This is a genomic window from Weizmannia sp. FSL K6-0777, from assembly GCF_038593185.1.
GTDB lineage: Bacteria > Bacillota > Bacilli > Bacillales > Bacillaceae_C > Weizmannia > Weizmannia faecalis.
This window is the reverse complement of the sequence record NZ_CP151971.1, coordinates 505,871-524,587: the sequence shown is the minus strand read 5'-3', so window position 1 is coordinate 524,587 and position 18,717 is coordinate 505,871. Positions and strand designations below refer to the sequence as shown.

At 42.9% G+C, this 18,717-nt stretch carries 17 protein-coding genes; 9 read left to right on the top strand and 8 right to left on the bottom strand.

The genetic code is table 11. From position 1 onward, the window contains the following. Nucleotides 1-984: a nitronate monooxygenase gene (locus NST70_RS02455; RefSeq protein ID WP_342475649.1), complete on the top strand. Its 984-nt coding sequence runs from the start codon at nt 1-3 to the stop codon at nt 982-984. A gap of 324 nt (nt 985-1,308) precedes the next feature. Here the strand turns inward: NST70_RS02455 and NST70_RS02450 are convergent, their stop codons facing one another. The 8 genes from NST70_RS02450 to NST70_RS02415 all read right to left on the bottom strand — a co-directional run bounded on the left by NST70_RS02450 (nt 1,309) and on the right by NST70_RS02415 (nt 12,030). Further along, nucleotides 1,309-2,886 (bottom strand): hydantoinase/oxoprolinase family protein, encoded by a 1,578-nt coding sequence (locus tag NST70_RS02450; RefSeq protein WP_328192666.1) that lies wholly within the window; start codon nt 2,884-2,886, stop codon nt 1,309-1,311. After that, nucleotides 2,886-3,980, bottom strand: coding sequence for a DUF917 domain-containing protein (locus NST70_RS02445; protein ID WP_014096174.1), 1,095 nt, complete (start codon nt 3,978-3,980; stop codon nt 2,886-2,888). The genes NST70_RS02450 and NST70_RS02445 overlap by 1 nt, the downstream gene beginning before the upstream one ends. Before the next feature lie 30 nt (nt 3,981-4,010). Next, nucleotides 4,011-5,327: a cytosine permease gene (locus NST70_RS02440; RefSeq protein ID WP_104851185.1), complete on the bottom strand. Its 1,317-nt coding sequence runs from the start codon at nt 5,325-5,327 to the stop codon at nt 4,011-4,013. Between the two features lie 15 nt (nt 5,328-5,342). Continuing rightward, complete coding sequence (locus NST70_RS02435) at nt 5,343-6,896, bottom strand: hydantoinase/oxoprolinase N-terminal domain-containing protein (protein ID WP_179234189.1); 1,554 nt, start codon at nt 6,894-6,896, stop codon at nt 5,343-5,345. After that, the gene (locus NST70_RS02430) at nt 6,880-7,989 is read right to left on the bottom strand and encodes a DUF917 domain-containing protein (protein WP_118499574.1); all 1,110 of its coding nucleotides are present in this window, start codon (nt 7,987-7,989) and stop codon (nt 6,880-6,882) included. The genes NST70_RS02435 and NST70_RS02430 overlap by 17 nt, the downstream gene beginning before the upstream one ends. A 223-nt stretch (nt 7,990-8,212) precedes the next feature. Continuing rightward, nucleotides 8,213-9,877 carry a sigma 54-interacting transcriptional regulator gene (locus tag NST70_RS02425; RefSeq protein WP_328229191.1) on the bottom strand — a complete coding sequence of 555 codons (1,665 nt, stop codon included), beginning with the start codon at nt 9,875-9,877 and terminating at the stop codon, nt 8,213-8,215. Between the two features lie 177 nt (nt 9,878-10,054). After that, nucleotides 10,055-10,396, bottom strand: coding sequence for a bh protein (locus NST70_RS02420; RefSeq protein WP_104851181.1), 342 nt, complete (start codon nt 10,394-10,396; stop codon nt 10,055-10,057). A gap of 329 nt (nt 10,397-10,725) precedes the next feature. Next, nucleotides 10,726-12,030 carry an IS1380-like element ISBco2 family transposase gene (locus NST70_RS02415; protein WP_104851506.1) on the bottom strand — a complete coding sequence of 435 codons (1,305 nt, stop codon included), beginning with the start codon at nt 12,028-12,030 and terminating at the stop codon, nt 10,726-10,728. 298 nt (nt 12,031-12,328) lie between these two features. On the opposite strand from NST70_RS02415, the gene NST70_RS02410 reads away from it, so the two are divergent. The 8 genes from NST70_RS02410 (at nt 12,329) to NST70_RS02375 (ending at nt 18,598) form a co-directional block, all read left to right on the top strand. Continuing rightward, nucleotides 12,329-13,816: a PRD domain-containing protein gene (locus NST70_RS02410; RefSeq protein WP_061577614.1), complete on the top strand. Its 1,488-nt coding sequence runs from the start codon at nt 12,329-12,331 to the stop codon at nt 13,814-13,816. Next, entirely contained in the window at nt 13,809-14,258 is a 450-nt protein-coding gene (locus NST70_RS02405; RefSeq protein WP_061577615.1) for a PTS sugar transporter subunit IIA, read from the top strand. The genes NST70_RS02410 and NST70_RS02405 overlap by 8 nt, the downstream gene beginning before the upstream one ends. A gap of 30 nt (nt 14,259-14,288) precedes the next feature. After that, nucleotides 14,289-14,744: a PTS sugar transporter subunit IIA gene (locus NST70_RS02400; protein WP_061577616.1), complete on the top strand. Its 456-nt coding sequence runs from the start codon at nt 14,289-14,291 to the stop codon at nt 14,742-14,744. A 30-nt stretch (nt 14,745-14,774) separates the two neighbouring features. Further along, complete coding sequence (locus NST70_RS02395; RefSeq protein WP_061577617.1) at nt 14,775-16,112, top strand: PTS transporter subunit IIC; 1,338 nt, start codon at nt 14,775-14,777, stop codon at nt 16,110-16,112. Nucleotides 16,113-16,142: 30 nt separating this feature from the next. Further along, complete coding sequence (locus NST70_RS02390) at nt 16,143-16,427, top strand: PTS sugar transporter subunit IIB (RefSeq protein WP_061577618.1); 285 nt, start codon at nt 16,143-16,145, stop codon at nt 16,425-16,427. Nucleotides 16,428-16,503: 76 nt separating this feature from the next. Then, a complete protein-coding gene (locus NST70_RS02385) occupies nt 16,504-17,340 on the top strand; it encodes a class II fructose-bisphosphate aldolase (protein ID WP_061577619.1) in 837 nt (278 codons plus the stop codon). 27 nt (nt 17,341-17,367) lie between these two features. Continuing rightward, complete coding sequence (locus NST70_RS02380) at nt 17,368-18,090, top strand: triose-phosphate isomerase (RefSeq protein WP_061577620.1); 723 nt, start codon at nt 17,368-17,370, stop codon at nt 18,088-18,090. Next, complete coding sequence (locus NST70_RS02375; RefSeq protein ID WP_061577621.1) at nt 18,077-18,598, top strand: YjbQ family protein; 522 nt, start codon at nt 18,077-18,079, stop codon at nt 18,596-18,598. The genes NST70_RS02380 and NST70_RS02375 overlap by 14 nt, the downstream gene beginning before the upstream one ends. Nucleotides 18,599-18,717 lie beyond the last annotated feature (119 nt).

Below are 18,717 nucleotides of genomic sequence, written 5' to 3'. Positions count from 1 at the left end.
ATGAGAACACGCATTACGGAGATATTTAAAATAAAATACCCTATTATCCAGGGAGGCCTTGCTTATCTCGGGTATGCAGAATTAGCTGCTGCTGTTTCCAATGCGGGCGGCCTGGGGCAAATCACTGCCGCGACGCTGCGAACACCTGAAAAACTTCGCAATGCAATTCACAAAGTACGAAAATTAACCGGGAAGCCCTTCGGTGTAAACTTTGCAATCGCAAGGTATAACGGCCGGTACGAGGAGTTGCTTGAAGTGGCCATTGAAGAAAAGGTTCCAGCCATTTCCATCAGTGGCGGTAACCCGCAACCGGTCTTCGAAAGGATAAAAGGAGAAAACATTCGTACACTTGTGCTTGTGGCTGGAACAAGACAAGCACAAAAAGCTGAACAATTGGGTGCAGACGCAGTGATCGCCGTCGGGCAGGAAGGCGGGGGCCATTTAGGCCGGGACGACATTGGCGGCATGGTGCTCATTCCCCGGGTTGCAGACGAAGTATCCGTTCCTGTAATCGCCGGCGGGGGCATTGGGGACGGGCGTGGATTATTGGCTGCCCTTGCTCTTGGCGCAGAAGGAATTCAAATGGGGACCCGTTTTATTGCCACCAAAGAATGTATTCATGCACACGAGAAATATAAGCAGGCAATCGTGCATGCAAAAGAAACGGATACAGTAGTGATTAAGAGAACATTAGGGGCACCGGGCCGGGTTTTGAAAAACCGCTTTGCCTTGAATATTATGGAACGTGAACAGGAAGGGGCATCCTACGAAGACCTGAAAGAGATGATTAGCGGTAGCGCAAATTGCAACTATATTTATGACGGGAATGAAGAAAAAGGTTATGCTTGGGCCGGACAGGTCGTCGGCCTTATTCATACGATTCCGACAGTGCAGGAATTGTTTGACGAGATGATGCATACTGCAGAAAAAGGGTTATCCCGATTAGATCATATTATGAAAGAACAAACCCATAGATCATCGTGAAGCAACAATTGACAAACCTGACGGGGCTCCCTGCCCAACACTCGTTTGGTTGGAGAAAAATTGACCCCCCGCTAAAAATCTGCCAATGATTCATCATTGGCAGATTTTTTATTCCACCATTCCAATGAAAGGGGGCTTTACTTTATCCAGCGCCAGTTAGATTTAACGTGCTTCCCGGTTCAACATAGTCGCGGGCACCCGAAAATGTAAATCGCAGCATCTGACATCTGCAAATCTGCCAAAGATCCATCATTGGCAGATTTCTCATTTCTATCCGGCACCAGTTAGAATTCACGTGCTTTCCCGGCTTCAACATCCAAGAATTTAAATCGAGGCAACTGGCATCCGCCCCAGCTCCCCGGCTGCCTTCACCCGGATTCTTGTCGCATTTCCCGGAAGATAGGCGAGCGGGACATCTTCTATATCCACAATGACAAGGCTGCCGGGATCTGCCCCCGCTTTGATCGCTTCTTGCTTCGCCTGGGATTTGGCAGATTCCAGTGCCTGCTCCCTGCCTATTTCGTCAAGGACGTAAATTTTTTCAATTTGGCCGCTGACTTGTGCAATCGCAGAACCTATCGCATTGGCAACACCGGAATGTTCCGGGCGGATGACCCGTGACGCGCCTTTTAAAGAGTCCGGCAGCAATACACTCCCGCCGCCGACAAGGATGACCGGAACCGGTGCCGCACTTGTTTTCATCTTATCGATGGCTTCTTCGACCATTTCCACCATTCTGCCATACACCTGCTGCATCACTTTCTTGTCAAGATGCGCTACTTTTTCCGGGTCGCCCAGTTCCACTTTTCCAAGTGCTACTGCCACATCGGTTGTGGTGAGGGTGTCTCCCCCGAAAACCAAACCTTTTTCCGGAAGCCTGTAACCGACACTGTCCGGCCCGATTGTGAACTCCCCGCTATCGCGGATGCGTACGATTGTCCCGCCGCCAAGACCGATTGAAATGAGATCCGGCATGCGGAAATTTGTCCGCGCCCCTCCGATTTCAACGGCAAGCGATGACTCCCGGGGGAAAGAGTTGACAAGTACGCCGGCATCCGAAGTCGTCCCCCCGACATCGACCACGATCGCATCAGACAATTGGCTTAAATAAGAAGCGCCGCGCAGTGAATTGGTCGGGCCGCAAGCAACCGTAAAAATCGGATATTTCACGGCATAATCAACCGACATCAGCGTGCCGTCGTTTTGCCCGAAAAAGACGTGTGCTTTGATGCCCTCATTTTTAAGTGCCTGAATAAATCCTTCTGCGGCTGTTTTGGCAACATTGACAACCGCTGCATTCAAAATGGTTGCATTTTCCCGTTCAAGCAGGCCGACGGAACCAATTTCGGACGACAACGAAATCGCAACGCCATCTCCCAATACTTCCCTGAAAATTTCGCTTGCCCTGTGCTCATGGCCCTGGGAAACAGGTGAAAAGACGGAAGTGATCGCAATGGAGTCCACTTTTCCTTCCATTTCCCTGGCAATTTGAAAAAGATGATCGGTATCAAGCGCTGTAATTTCCCGGCCGTCAAACTCATGGCCGCCGCGAACGAGATAAACGTGTTTCCCTAACGCTTCCCTTAAATCTTCCGGGACGCCGATCAACGGTTTCACAGCCAATGTGGCCGGCGCGCCGATCCTCACAACTGCAATATTGTTTAATCTTTTTCTCTCTACAATGGCATTTGTACAATGTGTCGTGCCAAGCATGGCATACTGTATTTGATCGCGCGGAACATTGGCATCACTGATGATCTTATGCATCGCATGGTATATGCCTGTTGCCACGTCTTCCGTTGTCGGCGATTTGGTTTCCGCAATCACAGTATTCTTTTCATCCAGTAAAACGGCATCTGTATGTGTGCCGCCAACGTCGATTCCAACACGGTAAACTCCCATTATGAACGCACTCCTTCTTTTGCAAGTTCTTCCACCGGAACATAGTCCACATCATATCCGAAATATTTCGGGCCGACCGTTGCCAGTCCTTTTTCTGTTCTCCATTTTGGATGGCACGGAATTCCAATGACAACACACCGGGCGCCGTAACGAATTCCCTCTGTTGTGATCGGGAGCCCCGTTTCCGCATCCAAAACAGCGATTAAATCCGGGGTCATGCACAATAAACGTTCTTCCGTCCGGGCCAAAAGATGCTCGTTTTGAAACCGAAGCGTAAGCGTCTCTCCTTTATTTTCATGCATGCCTTCAAACGTTGCTGTCCCTCTTGCAAATCCGGATTCCGTTTTACGGTTAATATCTTTCACTTTGCCGGAAAACAGCGGAAACCCTTTGACGCTTTTGACAACTTCCCGAATTGGATTTGCGTTGTTTTCCTTTGCTTTCCGGATCGTTTTGCCAATGGTTTCTTCGAGTTTTAAAATATTGCGGACGCCGCTTTCTTTTAAATTTCTCCCTTTCATCGCGTACATGGCAGTCATCGCAGATCCTCCCATTTGGACCGTTGCTGCCCGGGCAATCCTTTCTGTCCAAACATTATCGATGGTAGAAAGGACAACGGTATTTCCTTTTTCATCCGCTAAAACGGCCGGCGTTGCAGCTATCCCGTCCAGATAAAATGTCACCATTTGCAGTTCCGGAAAAGCCCGCCCCATTCCATCCGCATCGACAACAGGCAACCCCAGTTTCGCAGCTAACGCAAAGGGCAGCATGGAGTTTACCCCGCCGGCTTCAATGGGAAAAGTAGCATAAATTTTATCGCCGAGATACGTTTCCAATTTTTGAAAGGCAACGAATGCTTCCTCACCGCTAGGCGCTTTTTCCAGCATGACAGTCGGTGCGCCCATCATGGAGGAAGGAACCACCAGGGCATCATCCGGCACTTCTTCCGCATCCAATAAAGTGACCTCGCCGTATTCTTCAATTGCCTGGATTGCCATCAGCTTCCCGATGTACGGGTCACCGCCGCCCCCTGTGCCCAGCAAGGCGGCTCCAACTGCGATATCTTCTATTTCCTGTATTCCGATTTTTCTCATTGCTTTTTAGGCCTCCAATATTCAGATTCTTTAAGATGCCATTTTTTCTTCAGCGGGGTTTTTCCTGACGGCCTGGACAATCAGCATGCCTGCCAGATACACCGCCGCACTCGCCGCCAATGAATTGATGGACGGGATCCCCATTTTCACAAAGTATCCGACTGCAAAACCCGCAGCCCAGGAGATCATCGTAACCCAGTTTACATTTTCTTCTGTCTCCGGCAAGGTTCCTTTCATCCGGCTGGCATCCAATTCCTTCTTGTGCGTTCTTAGTACAAAGTAATCCACGACAATGATGCCAGCAATCGGCGGCACCAGAACCCCGAGAAAAACAAGAAAATCCGTAAAGCGGCCGAGGATGCCCATCACAGACAATAACGTCCCAATGATGCCGATCGCGAGCGTCACGAGGCCCCGATTCAATTTGACGTTCAATATGGTGTCAAAGATATTTGTAAAACCGAGTGATGATGAATACAAGTTCAAGTTATTGATTTTAACGGTGGAAAAAACAACAACCAATGCACCCAGCCACCCGGAAGTTTGCATCATGATGCTCGCCACGTCGCTTGTTTTGGCGGCAAGTGCCATTAATACGGCAATCATATTGATCCCAAGCTCCCCGACAATGGTGCCGATCATCGTCATCCAGAAAACGTCTTTCCCGTTTTTGGCAAATCTGCTGAAATCCGGCGTAATCACGGCTCCGATAATAAATCCGCCTGCCACCATTGTTGCGGCCACTCCCATCGTCAGCGGTTTTCCGGCAGGTGCGCTTGCCATTAACTCCGTAATAGAGGATTTATTGAGCACATCATAAATGCCGACTGCCACTGCCAATAGAAACGCAGGAACAGCAATGGATGCTGTTACACTTAAAATTTTAAAACCAAAGATGACAAGAACCGTTACACCCAAGCCTGTTATCGCGGCCGCAACCGGCAGGCTGATTGCCCCGTTCGTGGATTGGACGATCCCCTGGGCAAAGACCGAGTTTTGTACGCCAAACCAGCCGATGCAAGAAATGGCAATCACAGCGCCAATAATGCTTGACCCGTACCTGCCAAAACCCGTCCACCGGGATAACAGGCTGGTTGACATTCCTTCTTTTGCACCCGCATACCCAAGCAGAAAACTAATGACTTCAAGGATGACACTGCCGAACATCGTTGCCCAAAAAGCCTGCCAAAAGTCCATCCCGTATCCTAATGAAGCCCCCAAAATAAACTGTGAAATCGTCGCTAATGAGCCAACCCGGACAATGGTAATATTCCACAAAGATTGGCGTCCGGACGATGGCACCCGGGACAGAGAATAATCATCACCAAGACTTGATTTTTTTTGCATTTTGCAGCCTCCGTTTTATAAAATTTGCTCGCCTACAGCTTTTATTTTGATCCGGAGAATTTCCCCTTTCATGTACTCAAAGGGATACTCTTCTATATAAGCAAGTTTGACGGTATCAGGATCTGCGCCCTTTTTGATGGCTTCTAATTTGCAGGCAGAAGCTGCTCCGGCGACCACTTCCTCTTTGGAGCGGTCATTTAACCAGTACACTTTATCCGATACTTCGCTGATGGTCGCATCACAAGCCCCGATTGCCCCGCTATACGGATAGCCGGCCGGATTCAGCACTTTTTCGTACTTTCCGAATAATTTCGGGTTAAAAAGCGGGCTGCCCCCGCCGACCAGTACAATGGGGAGGTTTCTTTCTTCATTTTGCAGCCGGTCCAGGATTTCTTTTATTTTTCGCACCACATATTGGACAACCATCGCACACTCATTTGCTGGTACATATTTTAATTTTTCTGTGTGGAGTTCAGGATCATAAAAAGCATCAGGAAAGAGCTTAAGAAAGCAATCACTGACTGTCAGTACATCCCCTCCCCAGGCAACGCCGTATTGCTTAATATCATTGGAAAGCAGCGGCAACAGCTCCACTTCCCCCTTCCGGATAACTGGCCTGTTCCCTGTGCCAAAAGGGAGGGAAATGACTTCCGGCATCTCAAGCCCTACTTCCAAGCCGGGAAAATCGGAAGAGCCCATTACTTCAGGCAACTCCCCGCCGGCAACACGCGCAGCATACACTTTGCTTCCGCCGATATCCACCGCAATCACATCTTGAAGCCCGGAAAGTTTCGCCGCCCCTTTCAAACTGTTGGCCGCTCCGGAAGCAAGCGTCAAAACCGGGAATTTCATCGCTTGATCAACAGACATTAACGATCCGTTATTTTGCGTCAGCCAAAAAGGGCATTCCAGCAAGAGAGAGGAGAAACCATCCGCTAAATGGGCAAGCATTTTTTCGAGCATTTTCGACAATAAGCTATTGAGCAAAGCGGCATTTTCCCGTTCCACAAACCCAAGGGAGCCAAATGAATGGGAAACCGTAACAGGCATTTCCGGGAATCTTTTCCGAATTTCATTTTTTACCGCAACTTCTTCATTTTCATACAAAGGGGAATAGCTGCCCACGATGCTGACAGCTTCAACTTTTCCATCAGCAATGGATTGGTAAAGCGGTTCGAGCGGTTTGAAATCCGCGATCCGGCCGCCGCTCTTGTTGTAGCCATGATCACTTTCCATAAAATACGGCTCTGTGATCAAACGCCGAAGTGTTGCCGGCCATTTAAGCGCCGGGGTGATATTGACAGGCCTTCTCGCAATGCGGATTAGAGCTGTTTTTGCTAAAACCTTCTCATCGTATACGGCATTCATTAGTTCTGTTGTTCCGATATAAATCCCTTTTACTTCCTCTGCCCTGATCTCTGATTTTTGCAGCAGGGCCTTCATTGATCGATATACGCCTGTATAGACATCAGGGGTGGTCAAAGAACTGGAAACCATTTTGAGCTTCCCATCACCGGAAACCAAAACGGCATGCGTGTTGGTCCCGCCAATATCAATGCCAATTTTCACCTTGCTGCCTCCTCCCGGCCGTTTCCTTCTGAAGAAACTGATTTGGAATCCGGAACATTTCAGGACCCGTTTGTGCAAGCATTTTTTTCGTCTGATACAGTCCCGGAGCCTTTACCGTTAAAACCATGGCCATCATCCCTTCACGGAGTTCCGATACAGCTACAGGCAGCCCGGTTTCATAATGAACGAAAATGATTAAATCAGGGGTTGTACAATGGCACGCATCCGGAATTTGAAAAGAAAGAAATTCATTTTGAAAATACAGTTTTGCGCGTTGCTTATGGTATTCCATCTGCCCGGCCAGTTCCAACGCGCCCACCAGCATTTCCTCTTCAAACCAGCGATTGATGGCCCGGATTTTCCCGGCAAACGCAATCTCCATCTCCCCGTATACAGATTGAAAAAAGGCATGGCGCAACTGCTGCACTTTCACCCAGATAGAGGCGTTTTGGGCAAGTATTTTTCCAATTTCCAGTGCCAGCTTCAATGTTCCCGGTACCATGGCCGCCCTCATACGGGACCCGGCAGCCCCGAAGCAGGCAAAATGGCAATACCCATCCTGCTGAAACATAAATTCTTTCAAAGTGCGCGAGACATGCTTTGCTTCATTTATTACAAGCGTTTCGTCTTTTGAACAGGCGGCGAGCGGAACGGCCGGGATTCCAGCATGATAGAAATGCACCATCTCCAGTTCGGGGAAGGATCTGCCCATCCCATCGCCATCAATGACCGGAAGATGGCATTTGAACGCAGCCAGTAAAGGGGTTAATGCATTGATCCCCCCAATCTCCATTGAAATCACAGCGTCTGCTTTTCTGCCTGACACAGATTCATATTCTTTCAAAGCTTTTACAATTTCTTCCCCTGCAGGCAGATCTTCTTTCATTAACACCGTGGACCCTGCGGCTGCGACCGGCACGACCCACTCGTCTGCCATTTCAACTGCGGTTTTTACTTCTATCACGTCATCTTCTTCCATAGCAGACAAAAGCAAATACGCTGCTATTTTCGTATCCCCGCCGCCTCCGCTGGATAAAAATTTTGCGCCGGCGCTTATGTAAGCAATGTCTTCCTTGTGAATGAACCAGCTCACGACCTCACCCCTCACCAAATACAATGCAAATATCGTGCCAAAAATATAAACGGACAGAATCGTTCATTTCGCAATGTATTCGGACATTTTTAAAGTTTATAAAATCGTTTTTCTCATTTTATGGTTTGAGAAAAAGGCACGCAAATTTGCCGTTTTCAACATATTGTATTTAAATTTCTCTTTTTTTCTCATCTTTTCGCACGTTTTCTCATGATTCTCATTTTTATCCCTGCATTTTCTTTAAATAACGGTACAAAGTAGCCAAACTGATTCCCAAATCCGCTGCTGTTTTTTTCTTCCCCTCTGTACTCCGGCCGTTCCGTTCCAACAATTCCAGTACTTGCCTTTTGTCCAGCCTGGTTTGATAATGATTGGTCCGTGCCGATTTTTTTACAGATGGAGGCAATGATTTTGACCCCGTTTGCAAAGAGGATGGGAGGCTCTCCAATGTTACCGTATCCCCAATTTCCAATTCCACAAAATGGCGGACCACATTTTGTAACTCCCGGATATTTCCCGGCCAATCATATTGCATAAGCCTGTCGAGCGTTTCCGCCGCTAAACTTTTTGGATGCTTATTCAAATCTTTTGAATATTTCCGGGTAAAATGCTCAATCAGGACAGACAGGTCTTCTTTTCTTGCCCTGAGTGGCGGAATATAAATGGGAATTACACTGATCCGGTAATACAAATCTTCCCGGAATTCTCCCTTTCTGATCAATTCCTCCAAATTCCGGTGTGTTGCTGTGATAATACGGACATCGATCTTCCTGCTTTTGTTTGAGCCAATCCTTTCCAAAGTTTTTTCCTGCAGCACCCGGAGTATTTTTGCCTGCAGGTACAAGGACATATCCCCGATTTCGTCTAAAAACAGCGTGCCGTGATTGGCCAGTTCAAAACGCCCCGGTTTTTCTTTTTCTGCTCCCGTAAAGGCCCCTTTTTCATAGCCAAACAGTTCGCTTTCCAGCAAGTTTTCAGGTATCGCCGCGCAATTTAAGGCAACAAAAGGCTGATCTTTCCGCTCACTTTCATGATGGATGGCTTGGGCAAACATTTCTTTTCCCGTTCCGCTCTCGCCGCGCAGCATGATGGTTACATCGCTTTTAGACACCCTTTTTGCTGACTGGATCGTCTGTTTTAGTATCTCACTGACGCCGAGAATATCTTCAAAATGGTAAAGGCGCCGGCCGGCCTGCTCCGGTTTTTCTGTCTTCTTTGATTTTAAAAGGATCATATACGAGACAATCCCTTGTTTGCTTTTTACCGGTTGAATGGTGGCAAAATAGGCTTCCCCCTGGTTTCCCGGCACCTGCACCACCATCTCATCCTTTTCGTTCCTGCTTTTGATGCTTTCCCATTTTTCCTTTGTGATATATTGCATAATCTTTTCACCCATTAAGGTGGTTCTTCTTTTGCGAAAGAGCGAAGCCATATGTTCATTCATTTCCTGGATTAGTCCGTCCTGGTCCACTAGACAAAAAGGCTCGGTAATGGATTGAATCAGTTTCCGGGTTTCGAGATGGATCTCCCCGAACCTTTTTTGCCATGTTTCCCTTTCTAATTTCTCAGCCACCCATTGGCAGGCCAGTTCTGACAATAACTTTAAGTATTGGATGTCCCGGGCGAACCCTTCTTTCTCGCCCTGCTTCGGCCGCAACAATAAGACAGAGACCACTTTCATCTCCTGAACAATCGGAAAATAGCAAACGGCTCCCGCCTCTTCCCGTCCCGCATCCATTCTTACGCCCGATTTGAACATTTCTTTTATATACGCTTGATCCAAACCCTCACACTGTAACAACGCATCCTTTTCCTTTATCTCCACAAAACCAGGAGTAGCGAAAAAAAAGGCTTCATTTAATGACTGTTCAAATTCTGTGTATGGCATCTGCAACTCCCTCCAAAAGTCATGAGCGGTACCTGCATACCCAAAAAAGAGTGACAGGCACCGCTCTGCTTGATTTGTTTATTACCACTCATTCGATCGCAAATCTTTCGATGTAACATTCCAAAAATTGCTCCAAGACTTTTACCTATACCGTACCAAGGCTATACTGAAAGATCATTAATTATGATGATGTGTCTTATATTCCACAATAATCTTTCTGGTCTCGTTTAGATCTTTCATCACTCTGTAAGGCTTCGTGATTACCCGAAAAGGTAATTTGGAAAGAAATTCACTAAGGTCTTGTTTGTATTCCTCAGTTAGTCTTAACGGTTTTGTTGATATCCTATTATAAATTTCTTGATAAAATACTTTTCCAAAATCAATATTTTTATCAATTACCCGATGACATTGCTCACATTCTATTTTTGTGATTATATCATTAATATATGTGACTTTATGCGCGACTTCTGTTTTACAACGTATACAATATAAGTCAGCTTCCATTTCGAACTTTTTCATTTGATTTTCCTCCCTGTGATTTTTCTCAGCTTTCTACAGCAAATTCAATATGCCTGTTACCCTTATCATCACTATCTTTATAAAATCCACTGAGCAGGAAAAAAATAACTACTTTAAGGGTAATTCACCTCTCTTTATTAAGTCAATTTACTTTTAAAAAATTTTATCCCAAATTACGAAAGTGCAGCGATTTGATAGCTAAAATCCACACACGTGGAAGTAAATGTAAAATATGGAATCCAAATCTATAATTTCAGGTGGTTGAAGGTATACTTTCCCCCTCCCCACCTTTGCGGGCTTTTTAATTTCCAGTATTCAGTTCCTGTCTCTCAATCAATCATGCGCACACTTTGAATCATTTTCCGGAATGCCCATTTGTGGGCATATGTCTCACAAATGTTCAATGAGACCCTCCGGCTGTGAGATGTCAGCACGCCGGCCGAATAAATAAACTCTCTTCGAAACCGCCTGATGGTATAGGACTTGAACGCAGCCGGGCAATGGTCCTTTTTAAAGATCTCGAATAAATTGTACGCCAGTAATTTAATCAGAAGATCCATATGATTTGCCCCGAAAGAATCTGTTGGAATCTTGTCCATCGAAAAACCATATTTAGACTCTTTGATATAGTTTTCCAGACAGGCTCTCTGATTGTAAAATCTCCAAATATCCATAGGTTCCCAGTCCATCGTTGTCACAATGGCTTCATAATCCCAGAGAAAATCAAACAATTGAAGCTGGTCTTCCTCATACTTGTCAGCTTTTCGGATGACCGCAACTCTTCTTGGCTTTTCCCAGGAAGTTGCTTGGTAGTAGACTGTTTTTCCCTCTATAACAATCAGCTCATCATCAACATACCGGATCCACGGAGAATTGTCGTTTTCAACATACTTTTTCAATCTTGATGTCCATTTCAGTTTGCCGGCGTAGTTAATCTTCTGCTGCTCCCAATAACTGTAAAACTTTTCTCCGCCAAATCCCTTGTCAAAACGGGCGTACCGGATAAGGTACTGAGCGGAAAGCAATCGATAGGTTTCCTCGGCAAATTCAATTCCGTTGTCAGCTGAATGGACGTTTCCCGGTCTTAGCACACCGTTTAAGCAAAGATGGGATTTTCCTTCAAAAACGAGAAGGGGGTGGTAGCTTTTTCTGCCCGGCTTATGGGGGTTCACCCCGATTTTCGCTCCCTCCTGGTTTCCATAAACCGTTTCGACACTTGAATCAAAGTCAAGAATGAGATCGGAATCCAGCCATGGTTCGATGATGTCCATCACCCGTTCTTTGAATTCTATGGCAGCATCCTCGATTTTCTCCAACCTTAATAGATCCTTGCTTAAAAGCGTATAATGCGGGCATTTTCCTCCTAAGAAAGCACGAATCAAAGGGTCATTCTGGAGTGATTGAAAATGAAACATACGGGAGCAATCTGCCATCCAGCCCGCAATCAGATATACAAATATTTTACTTAGAGGAAATTTGGCATTGTCTTTCTTTAAGCAATCAAACCCCCGGAAAGTCTGCTGGATTTTCATCCGTTCCAGAAATTGCAGAAATGGGAGGATGCCACTAAATTTTGTACTATTCTTTAAATTGAATTCATATTTAATTCTTGAGACAGGAATGATATAATTCACCTTAAAGGTGCCCCCTTTCTTGGTTATTGTTTTTTTCTCAAAATCAATTATACCAAAGGATGGGGCACTTTTTTATTTTAAATTACTATTTTACTTTCGTAATCTGGGTTTATCCGTTACAATGAAATATTCTAACTTTTATCTTGTGCTAACATACTTAAGTAAGCGTTAATTGAACCTTATTAGCAGAAGAAATTTTTTAGAATTCTTAATCTCCATATGTCCATTGCAATGGACATAAAACAGTGATTGCGTTTTCAAAAAACCATTATAATAAATGTGTGAGGTGATATTGAATATGCAGCTCAGTAGAAGAGAACAAGTGCTAGCGGACATTTTATTGCAGAAAAGCGATTATATAACTGCCGAAGAAATCGCAAATCTTGCAGGAATATCAACCAAAACAGTCTACCGGATAATTAAAAAAATGAATGACTCGTCCAGCTGTGGAGAAATAATAGAATCGTCGAGAGGGCGTGGTTATAAAATCAATTATGAGAACTACATGAAAGAGAAAAGGTTTAAGAACCGTGAATTTCTGGATTACACCCCGATTGAACGAAGAAATAGCATTATCCTGAACTTGCTATTTAAATCACCTTACTCAATCCGGCTTGAAAGACTTTATGAAAAGTACTATGTGAGCAAATCTGCAATCGAAAACGATCTTAACATTATATCGAATACGTTAAAAAAATACGGTATCAAGATGGTACACAAAGGAAAAAGCATTTCAATTATAGGAAGCGAGATTGACATTCGAAGAGCCATTAATACAACTATCTTAAAGATGAACCTATTTGATGCGGAGAATTTATATGATTTTTCATCTGACAGACACACCCTGAACCAATATGATAAGGAATTCATTATTTCTCAAATCGAAGAAATTGAACGCTCTTTAAATATGACGATTCCCTATCCCTATAATATTAATATTTTTTCTCATTTGTATATTTTAATTAACCGGTTCAGAGAAGGTAAGTTTATCGAAAATAAAGAGAACTCTGTTCATAAGGAACAACAAGAAATTATAAAGGAAAATCCGCATTTATATGCTATCGCGAAAAAAGTCATCACTGATACGAGCCATTATTTAAATGCAAAACTGTCATCGTTGGAATCAATTTATTTGTTACAGTATCTTGTTTCAACCCGATTCAATCAAGACAGAAATCTCACAGATGAACTGCCCTCTCTTGTTAAGAGAGTCACAAAATTTTATATCACAAAGTTCAATGAAATTGAACACCAAAATATCCGCTATGAGTTGGTGAAAAATGATCTTGCTAATCATATTAAACCAATGCTCAATCGAATTTACAACCATATTTATATTAAAAATAATTTATTAGATGAAATTAAATTGGAATACGGACATTTATTTAATTCAGTTGCACAAATATCTAAAAAGGTTGAAGAATATTTTCAAATTGGAAAAATCAGTGAGGATGAAAGCGGATTTATTACCTTATATTTTGCAAAATACATTGAACAAGAGCAAAAGCAGAAACGGGTACTGATCATGTGTACAAGCGGTGTCGGCACATCAGAATTGCTAAAAGTTAAAGTTCAGAAAGCTTTTCCTGAATTAGAGATCGTTGATGTTATATCCACCATAAAATATCTTCATAATGAACATCAATACACCGATGTTGACTTAATCATCACAACAGTGGACCTGAATATACAAATTGAGACACCTGTTTTGCTTGTAAGTGCCATGTTCACAAATAAGGATAAAAACCGGCTAGCAGAGTTTCTGGGAGGTATTGAGCATGGATGATGGGAAACGCGGCGCATTCAATTTAAAACTCATAACACACCGGCTATTAGCGGCAAATAAGAATGAGGCTTTGATTGAATTATCTAATGTAATGGTGGATTATAACCTTTTAAATGATAGTGGAGAATTTATCAAAGAAGTGCTCATGCGAGAAAAACAAGGAGCAACATTAATCGATCCGGAAGTTGCACTGCCCCATGGAGAATTTGAAAAACTCTCAAATTCAGCGGTTGTCATTGGATTAAGCGAGCATGGCATTCTTTGGGAACAAGACGCAGGTATGGTACGCATTGTTATATTATTAGCAATTAAAAAGAACAGCCAGCAAGATCCTGGAAAAACACTTGTAAAAAAGGTGATTGGAAAAATTGCAGATGAAAAAATCATGAAAAACTTAAAGAAGGCTGCAACCGAAAAGGATGTGATTCGTTTACTATCTTAGTAACTTTATAAAATTAGAGGAGAGTTTGATATGTATTTCGACCAAGAGATTATATTGTTCAATCAATCAGTAGAGGGCTGTGAAAATGCATTGGAATTATTGGCTGATCAATTTATGAAGAAAAAATTGGTAACGAGTTCTTTTAAAGACGGCATTTTAAAAAGGGAAAAAAATTATCCGACTGGTTTAAAAATGAATAATATAGGGATTGCCATACCTCATACAGACAGTGACAAAGTCATTCATTCCCAAGTAGGTTTTATGTCTCTTAGCAAACCTGTAAAATTCAGGGAAATGGGGAGTGAGACAGGAACAGTCGATGTCAGTATAATCTTTATGCTGGCGCTGAAAAAAGCAAATGATCAACTTAATATGCTACAAAAATTGGTATCTCTGTTTCAAGATGAACAATTGGTGACCATTCTAAGAACATGTAGCAGCAATAAACAATTTATCGAAATCATGCAACAAAAAGGTATTTATTAGCCAAATATAAATCGTTAGGGGGACTTAATAATGGAGGTTATACAATGGTTTGTTAGTTTAGGTGCAAGTGTCATGCTTCCAATATTGCTCTTTATCTTTGCTCTTATTCTTGGAATTAAACCCGGCAGAGCATTTAAAGCCGGTTTAACTGTTGGTATAGGTTTTGTAGGCCTAAACTTAGTCATCAATCTATTAACATCAAATCTGGGCCCGGCAGCTCAAGCAATGGTAAAAAATTACGACCTTCACCTCAGCTCAATTGATGTTGGCTGGCCAGCAGCATCTGCAATCGCTTACGGAACAGTATTAGGCAGTATGGCCATCCCCGTAAGCATTATTGTCAACATCATTCTCTTGTTTATTGGTATTACAAAAACATTAGACGTAGATATTTGGAATTATTGGCATGTTGCATTTACTGGATCACTCGTCTATGCCGCAACTTCAAACTTCTGGCTGGGTATTTATACCATGGTTGTACATGCCATGCTTATCTATCTCTTAGCTGATATGGGAGCAAAGACCGTTCAAAAATATTATAATCTGCCAAATATCACATTTCCACATGGGTCTTCTGCACCTGGTTTATTAGTTGCAATCCCATTGAATTGGCTATTTGACCGAATTCCTGGGATTAATAAAATCCATCTTGACCCGGAAACAGTCCAAAAACGACTAGGCATATTTGGCGATTCAACTGTCATGGGTACAATCATCGGGATCGTCATTGGATTATTGGCAAAATATTCAATAGCAAAAACCCTTCAATTAGGGATTAACACTGCTGCAGTCATGATGCTCATGCCAAGAATGGTCTCATTGTTAATGGAAGGACTAACCCCAATTTCTGAAGGAGCAAATGAATTTGTCCAAAAAAAATTCCCCGGTCGCCATTTGTATATTGGGATGGACAGTGCTCTTGCAGTAGGCCAATCTTCCGTACTTTCGTCATCATTAATTTTGGTACCGTTAACATTACTGATTGCCGTTTTCTTACCCGGAAATAAAGTATTACCATTTGGCGATTTAGCCACGATCCCTTTCATGATTGCATTAATGGCTGCCGTATTTAGGGGGGATATTTTCAGGACGGTTATTGGAGGTGCAATTAATATTGCTCTAAGTTTATATATTGCGACATGGGCCGCACCTATGATTACAAAATCTGCTATAGCAGCAAACTTTAACTTAAATGGCAGCCATTCCATCAGCGTATTAAGTGATGGCGGTGTATGGACAACTTGGATGATTGTTGGGCTGGGCAAACTGCTTAGCTGGGGTGGAATAACAATCATTGGAGTCATTGTTTTGGCAGGCTTAATTTACTTTAACAAAATCAGAAAAGATGTTGACGCGGATAATGGATAATGCAAGAGAATAATGAAGGAGGAATTGATCATGAAAAAATTATTAATTGTTTGTGGAACAGGCGTAGCGACCAGTACAGTTGTAACTGGGAAAGTAAAAGACTTTTTAAAAAAGAACGGCTTAGAAAAAAAAGTTACCTTATATCAAAGCAAAATCGCTGATGAAGTTAATCGCCTCGATGATTATGACATCGTACTCAGCACCACAATCGTTCCGGATCACTTAAAAGAAAAAGTAATTAACGGCGTACCATTATTAACAGGGATCGGCGCCGACAAAGTCTTTGAAACAATTAAGAAAGAAATAGAAAATTAAGCAATCGTTATAACCAAGGGAGGATCCAGCTCCAACCTTAGATCTTCCCTTTTAATTTAATTGGAGGTGCAAAAAGATGCTTGTGACGTCAAAAGAACTATTGGCAATTGCGAAAAAAAAGCATTTTGCCATACCCCATTTTAACTTTTGGAGCCGTGCTTCCTTATTGGCTTATTTAGACGTTGCCCAAGAATTAAAATTGCCGGTTATCCTTGCCTGTGCTGAATCCCACAGTTCGTACATGACGACGGAAGAAGCCGCAGAATTCGGTTTATACTATGCGAAAAAAGCTGATATTCCAGTTGTCTTGCACTTGGATCACGGCGTAAACCTTTCTAACATTCAATATGCGGTTGATAACGGATTTACATCAGTGATGATTGATGCTTCCCAAGAAACGTTTGCAAATAATGTGAAAAAGACAAAAGAAGTTGTAGAATATGCCCACAATAAAGGTGTGGTTGTAGAAGCAGAACTTGGCCACGTTGGCTCCGCAACGAATTATGATATTAATGATGACTCAAATTACACACAAGTAGAAGCTGCTGTCGAATTTGTAAATCAAACCAATGTTGACTCTTTAGCGGTTGCGATTGGAACAGCACATGGAACTTATAAAGGAGCTCCTCATATTAATTTTGACAGATTAAAAGAACTGTCTGCCCATGTCCCTGTCCCTCTCGTTTTACATGGAGGATCTTCATCAGGCGATGATAATCTCTCAAAAGCAACTGAACTGGGCATATGTAAAATAAATATTTTTACAGACATTACAATTGCCGCACTACAAAATACGAGAGAAAAAGAATATCAAAATTACATCCAACTGGAAAAGGATGCTTACTTAGGCATGAAAGAAATGGCAAAACATTACTACCATGTCTTTCATACTAAACGTTATAACGAAAAATAATTTAATTTGGAGGGGTGAGTCAATATAATGAAAATAAGAACACCATTCTTAGTTGTGAATCCAAAATCTTACTTATATGGAAATCAATCCTTGGATTTGGCTTTGGCCGCTGACAAGATCGCAGAGGAAACAGGACTCGAATTGTTCTTTACGTGTCCATATGCAGACATTCGGTATATAAAAGAAAATACAAAGCGCTTAATTGTTACGGCCCAACATATGGAGCCAATAAAACCAGGGCGTAGTATGGGGCATATATTGCCGGAATCGTTAAAAGAAGCCGGCGCTGAAGCCGTTTTTTTAAACCATGCTGAACATCCCATGACAATTGCAGATTTATCAAAAACGATAGAAAGAGCTCGCGAGCTAAATATGATCACCATAGTATGTGCTGATTCAGTAAATGAGGCCGTTGCACTTGCACAATTAAAGCCGAACATTCTCTTAGCAGAACCTACTGAACTAATTGGTACTGGAAAAGTTGCAGACTCTCACTATGTTATTGAAACTGTTACTAAGATCAGGAATATAGATCCAGATATATTAATAATGATCGCTTCAGGTGTGACAACTGCCGGGGATGTTTATAACGTTATTAAACTCGGATCAGATGGTACAGGAGGAACAAGCGGTATATTGAAAGCGCCTGATCCAAAAGAGCGTATTAAAGAATGGGCAAACGCAATGTTAAAAGCAGTGCAAGATAGAGAGCAGGAGCAAGTGAGGAGGTTATCCAATGACTGTTTATAAAGAACAAATTAGCTTGAAATCGCATGGAGGAAAGCCAACTTTTTTTAATATAACGCCTGCCGTAAAAGAAGCTATTAAAAATAGTAAAATTCAAAATGGCATTTGCGTCGTAATTTCTCCACACACGACTTGTTCTGTGTTTTTTGAAGAGTTTGTTCATGATTTCACTGAAAATGGCGATGAATTTCTACAAGCTGACTTAAATTATGTTCTTCAAAAAATCATTCCGGATCAAGTTGAAAAAGGCCAATATAACTATCCTGGTGAAGAGCATTATAAAGCTGTTGCTTCATGGCCGGATATCGAACAGTATATTCCAAATGGGGATCGCACAGTGCTTTTCAACTGTGACGCACACCTAAAATCAACAATAATTGGTTCCAGCGAGACATTTGAGGTTGATAGCGGGAGACTCGGAGTTGGAAAAACGGGTTATATTTATTTTGTTGATTTTGACCGTGCAAGACCACGTGAACGAAAATGTAGAGTCATTGTAATTGGTGAATAAATATTATCTTCACTCTCATTGTCGAAAAACAACAGCGCACTTCCGATCTTAATGATAAAAATAACAAGCGGTGCCTCACCCTCCAAAATTTTGCTGATTTAAAAGGTGGGCACCGCCGT

Excerpts from the sequence above, each read along its gene's own strand:
- NST70_RS02405 (WP_061577615.1), top strand. The coding sequence starts at position 13,809 with ATGGATGATGGGAAACGCGGCGCATTCAATTTAAAACTCATAACACAC.
- NST70_RS02380 (WP_061577620.1), top strand. The coding sequence starts at position 17,368 with ATGAAAATAAGAACACCATTCTTAGTTGTGAATCCAAAATCTTACTTA.
- NST70_RS02425 (WP_328229191.1), bottom strand. The coding sequence starts at position 9,877 with ATGCCATACACAGAATTTGAACAGTCATTAAATGAAGCCTTTTTTTTC.
- NST70_RS02420 (WP_104851181.1), bottom strand. The coding sequence starts at position 10,396 with ATGAAAAAGTTCGAAATGGAAGCTGACTTATATTGTATACGTTGTAAA.
- NST70_RS02455 (WP_342475649.1), top strand. The coding sequence starts at position 1 with ATGAGAACACGCATTACGGAGATATTTAAAATAAAATACCCTATTATC.
- NST70_RS02400 (WP_061577616.1), top strand. The coding sequence starts at position 14,289 with ATGTATTTCGACCAAGAGATTATATTGTTCAATCAATCAGTAGAGGGC.
- NST70_RS02440 (WP_104851185.1), bottom strand. The coding sequence starts at position 5,327 with ATGCAAAAAAAATCAAGTCTTGGTGATGATTATTCTCTGTCCCGGGTG.
- NST70_RS02390 (WP_061577618.1), top strand. The coding sequence starts at position 16,143 with ATGAAAAAATTATTAATTGTTTGTGGAACAGGCGTAGCGACCAGTACA.
- NST70_RS02395 (WP_061577617.1), top strand. The coding sequence starts at position 14,775 with ATGGAGGTTATACAATGGTTTGTTAGTTTAGGTGCAAGTGTCATGCTT.
- NST70_RS02385 (WP_061577619.1), top strand. The coding sequence starts at position 16,504 with ATGCTTGTGACGTCAAAAGAACTATTGGCAATTGCGAAAAAAAAGCAT.
- NST70_RS02445 (WP_014096174.1), bottom strand. The coding sequence starts at position 3,980 with ATGAGAAAAATCGGAATACAGGAAATAGAAGATATCGCAGTTGGAGCC.
- NST70_RS02450 (WP_328192666.1), bottom strand. The coding sequence starts at position 2,886 with ATGGGAGTTTACCGTGTTGGAATCGACGTTGGCGGCACACATACAGAT.
- NST70_RS02410 (WP_061577614.1), top strand. The coding sequence starts at position 12,329 with ATGCAGCTCAGTAGAAGAGAACAAGTGCTAGCGGACATTTTATTGCAG.
- NST70_RS02375 (WP_061577621.1), top strand. The coding sequence starts at position 18,077 with ATGACTGTTTATAAAGAACAAATTAGCTTGAAATCGCATGGAGGAAAG.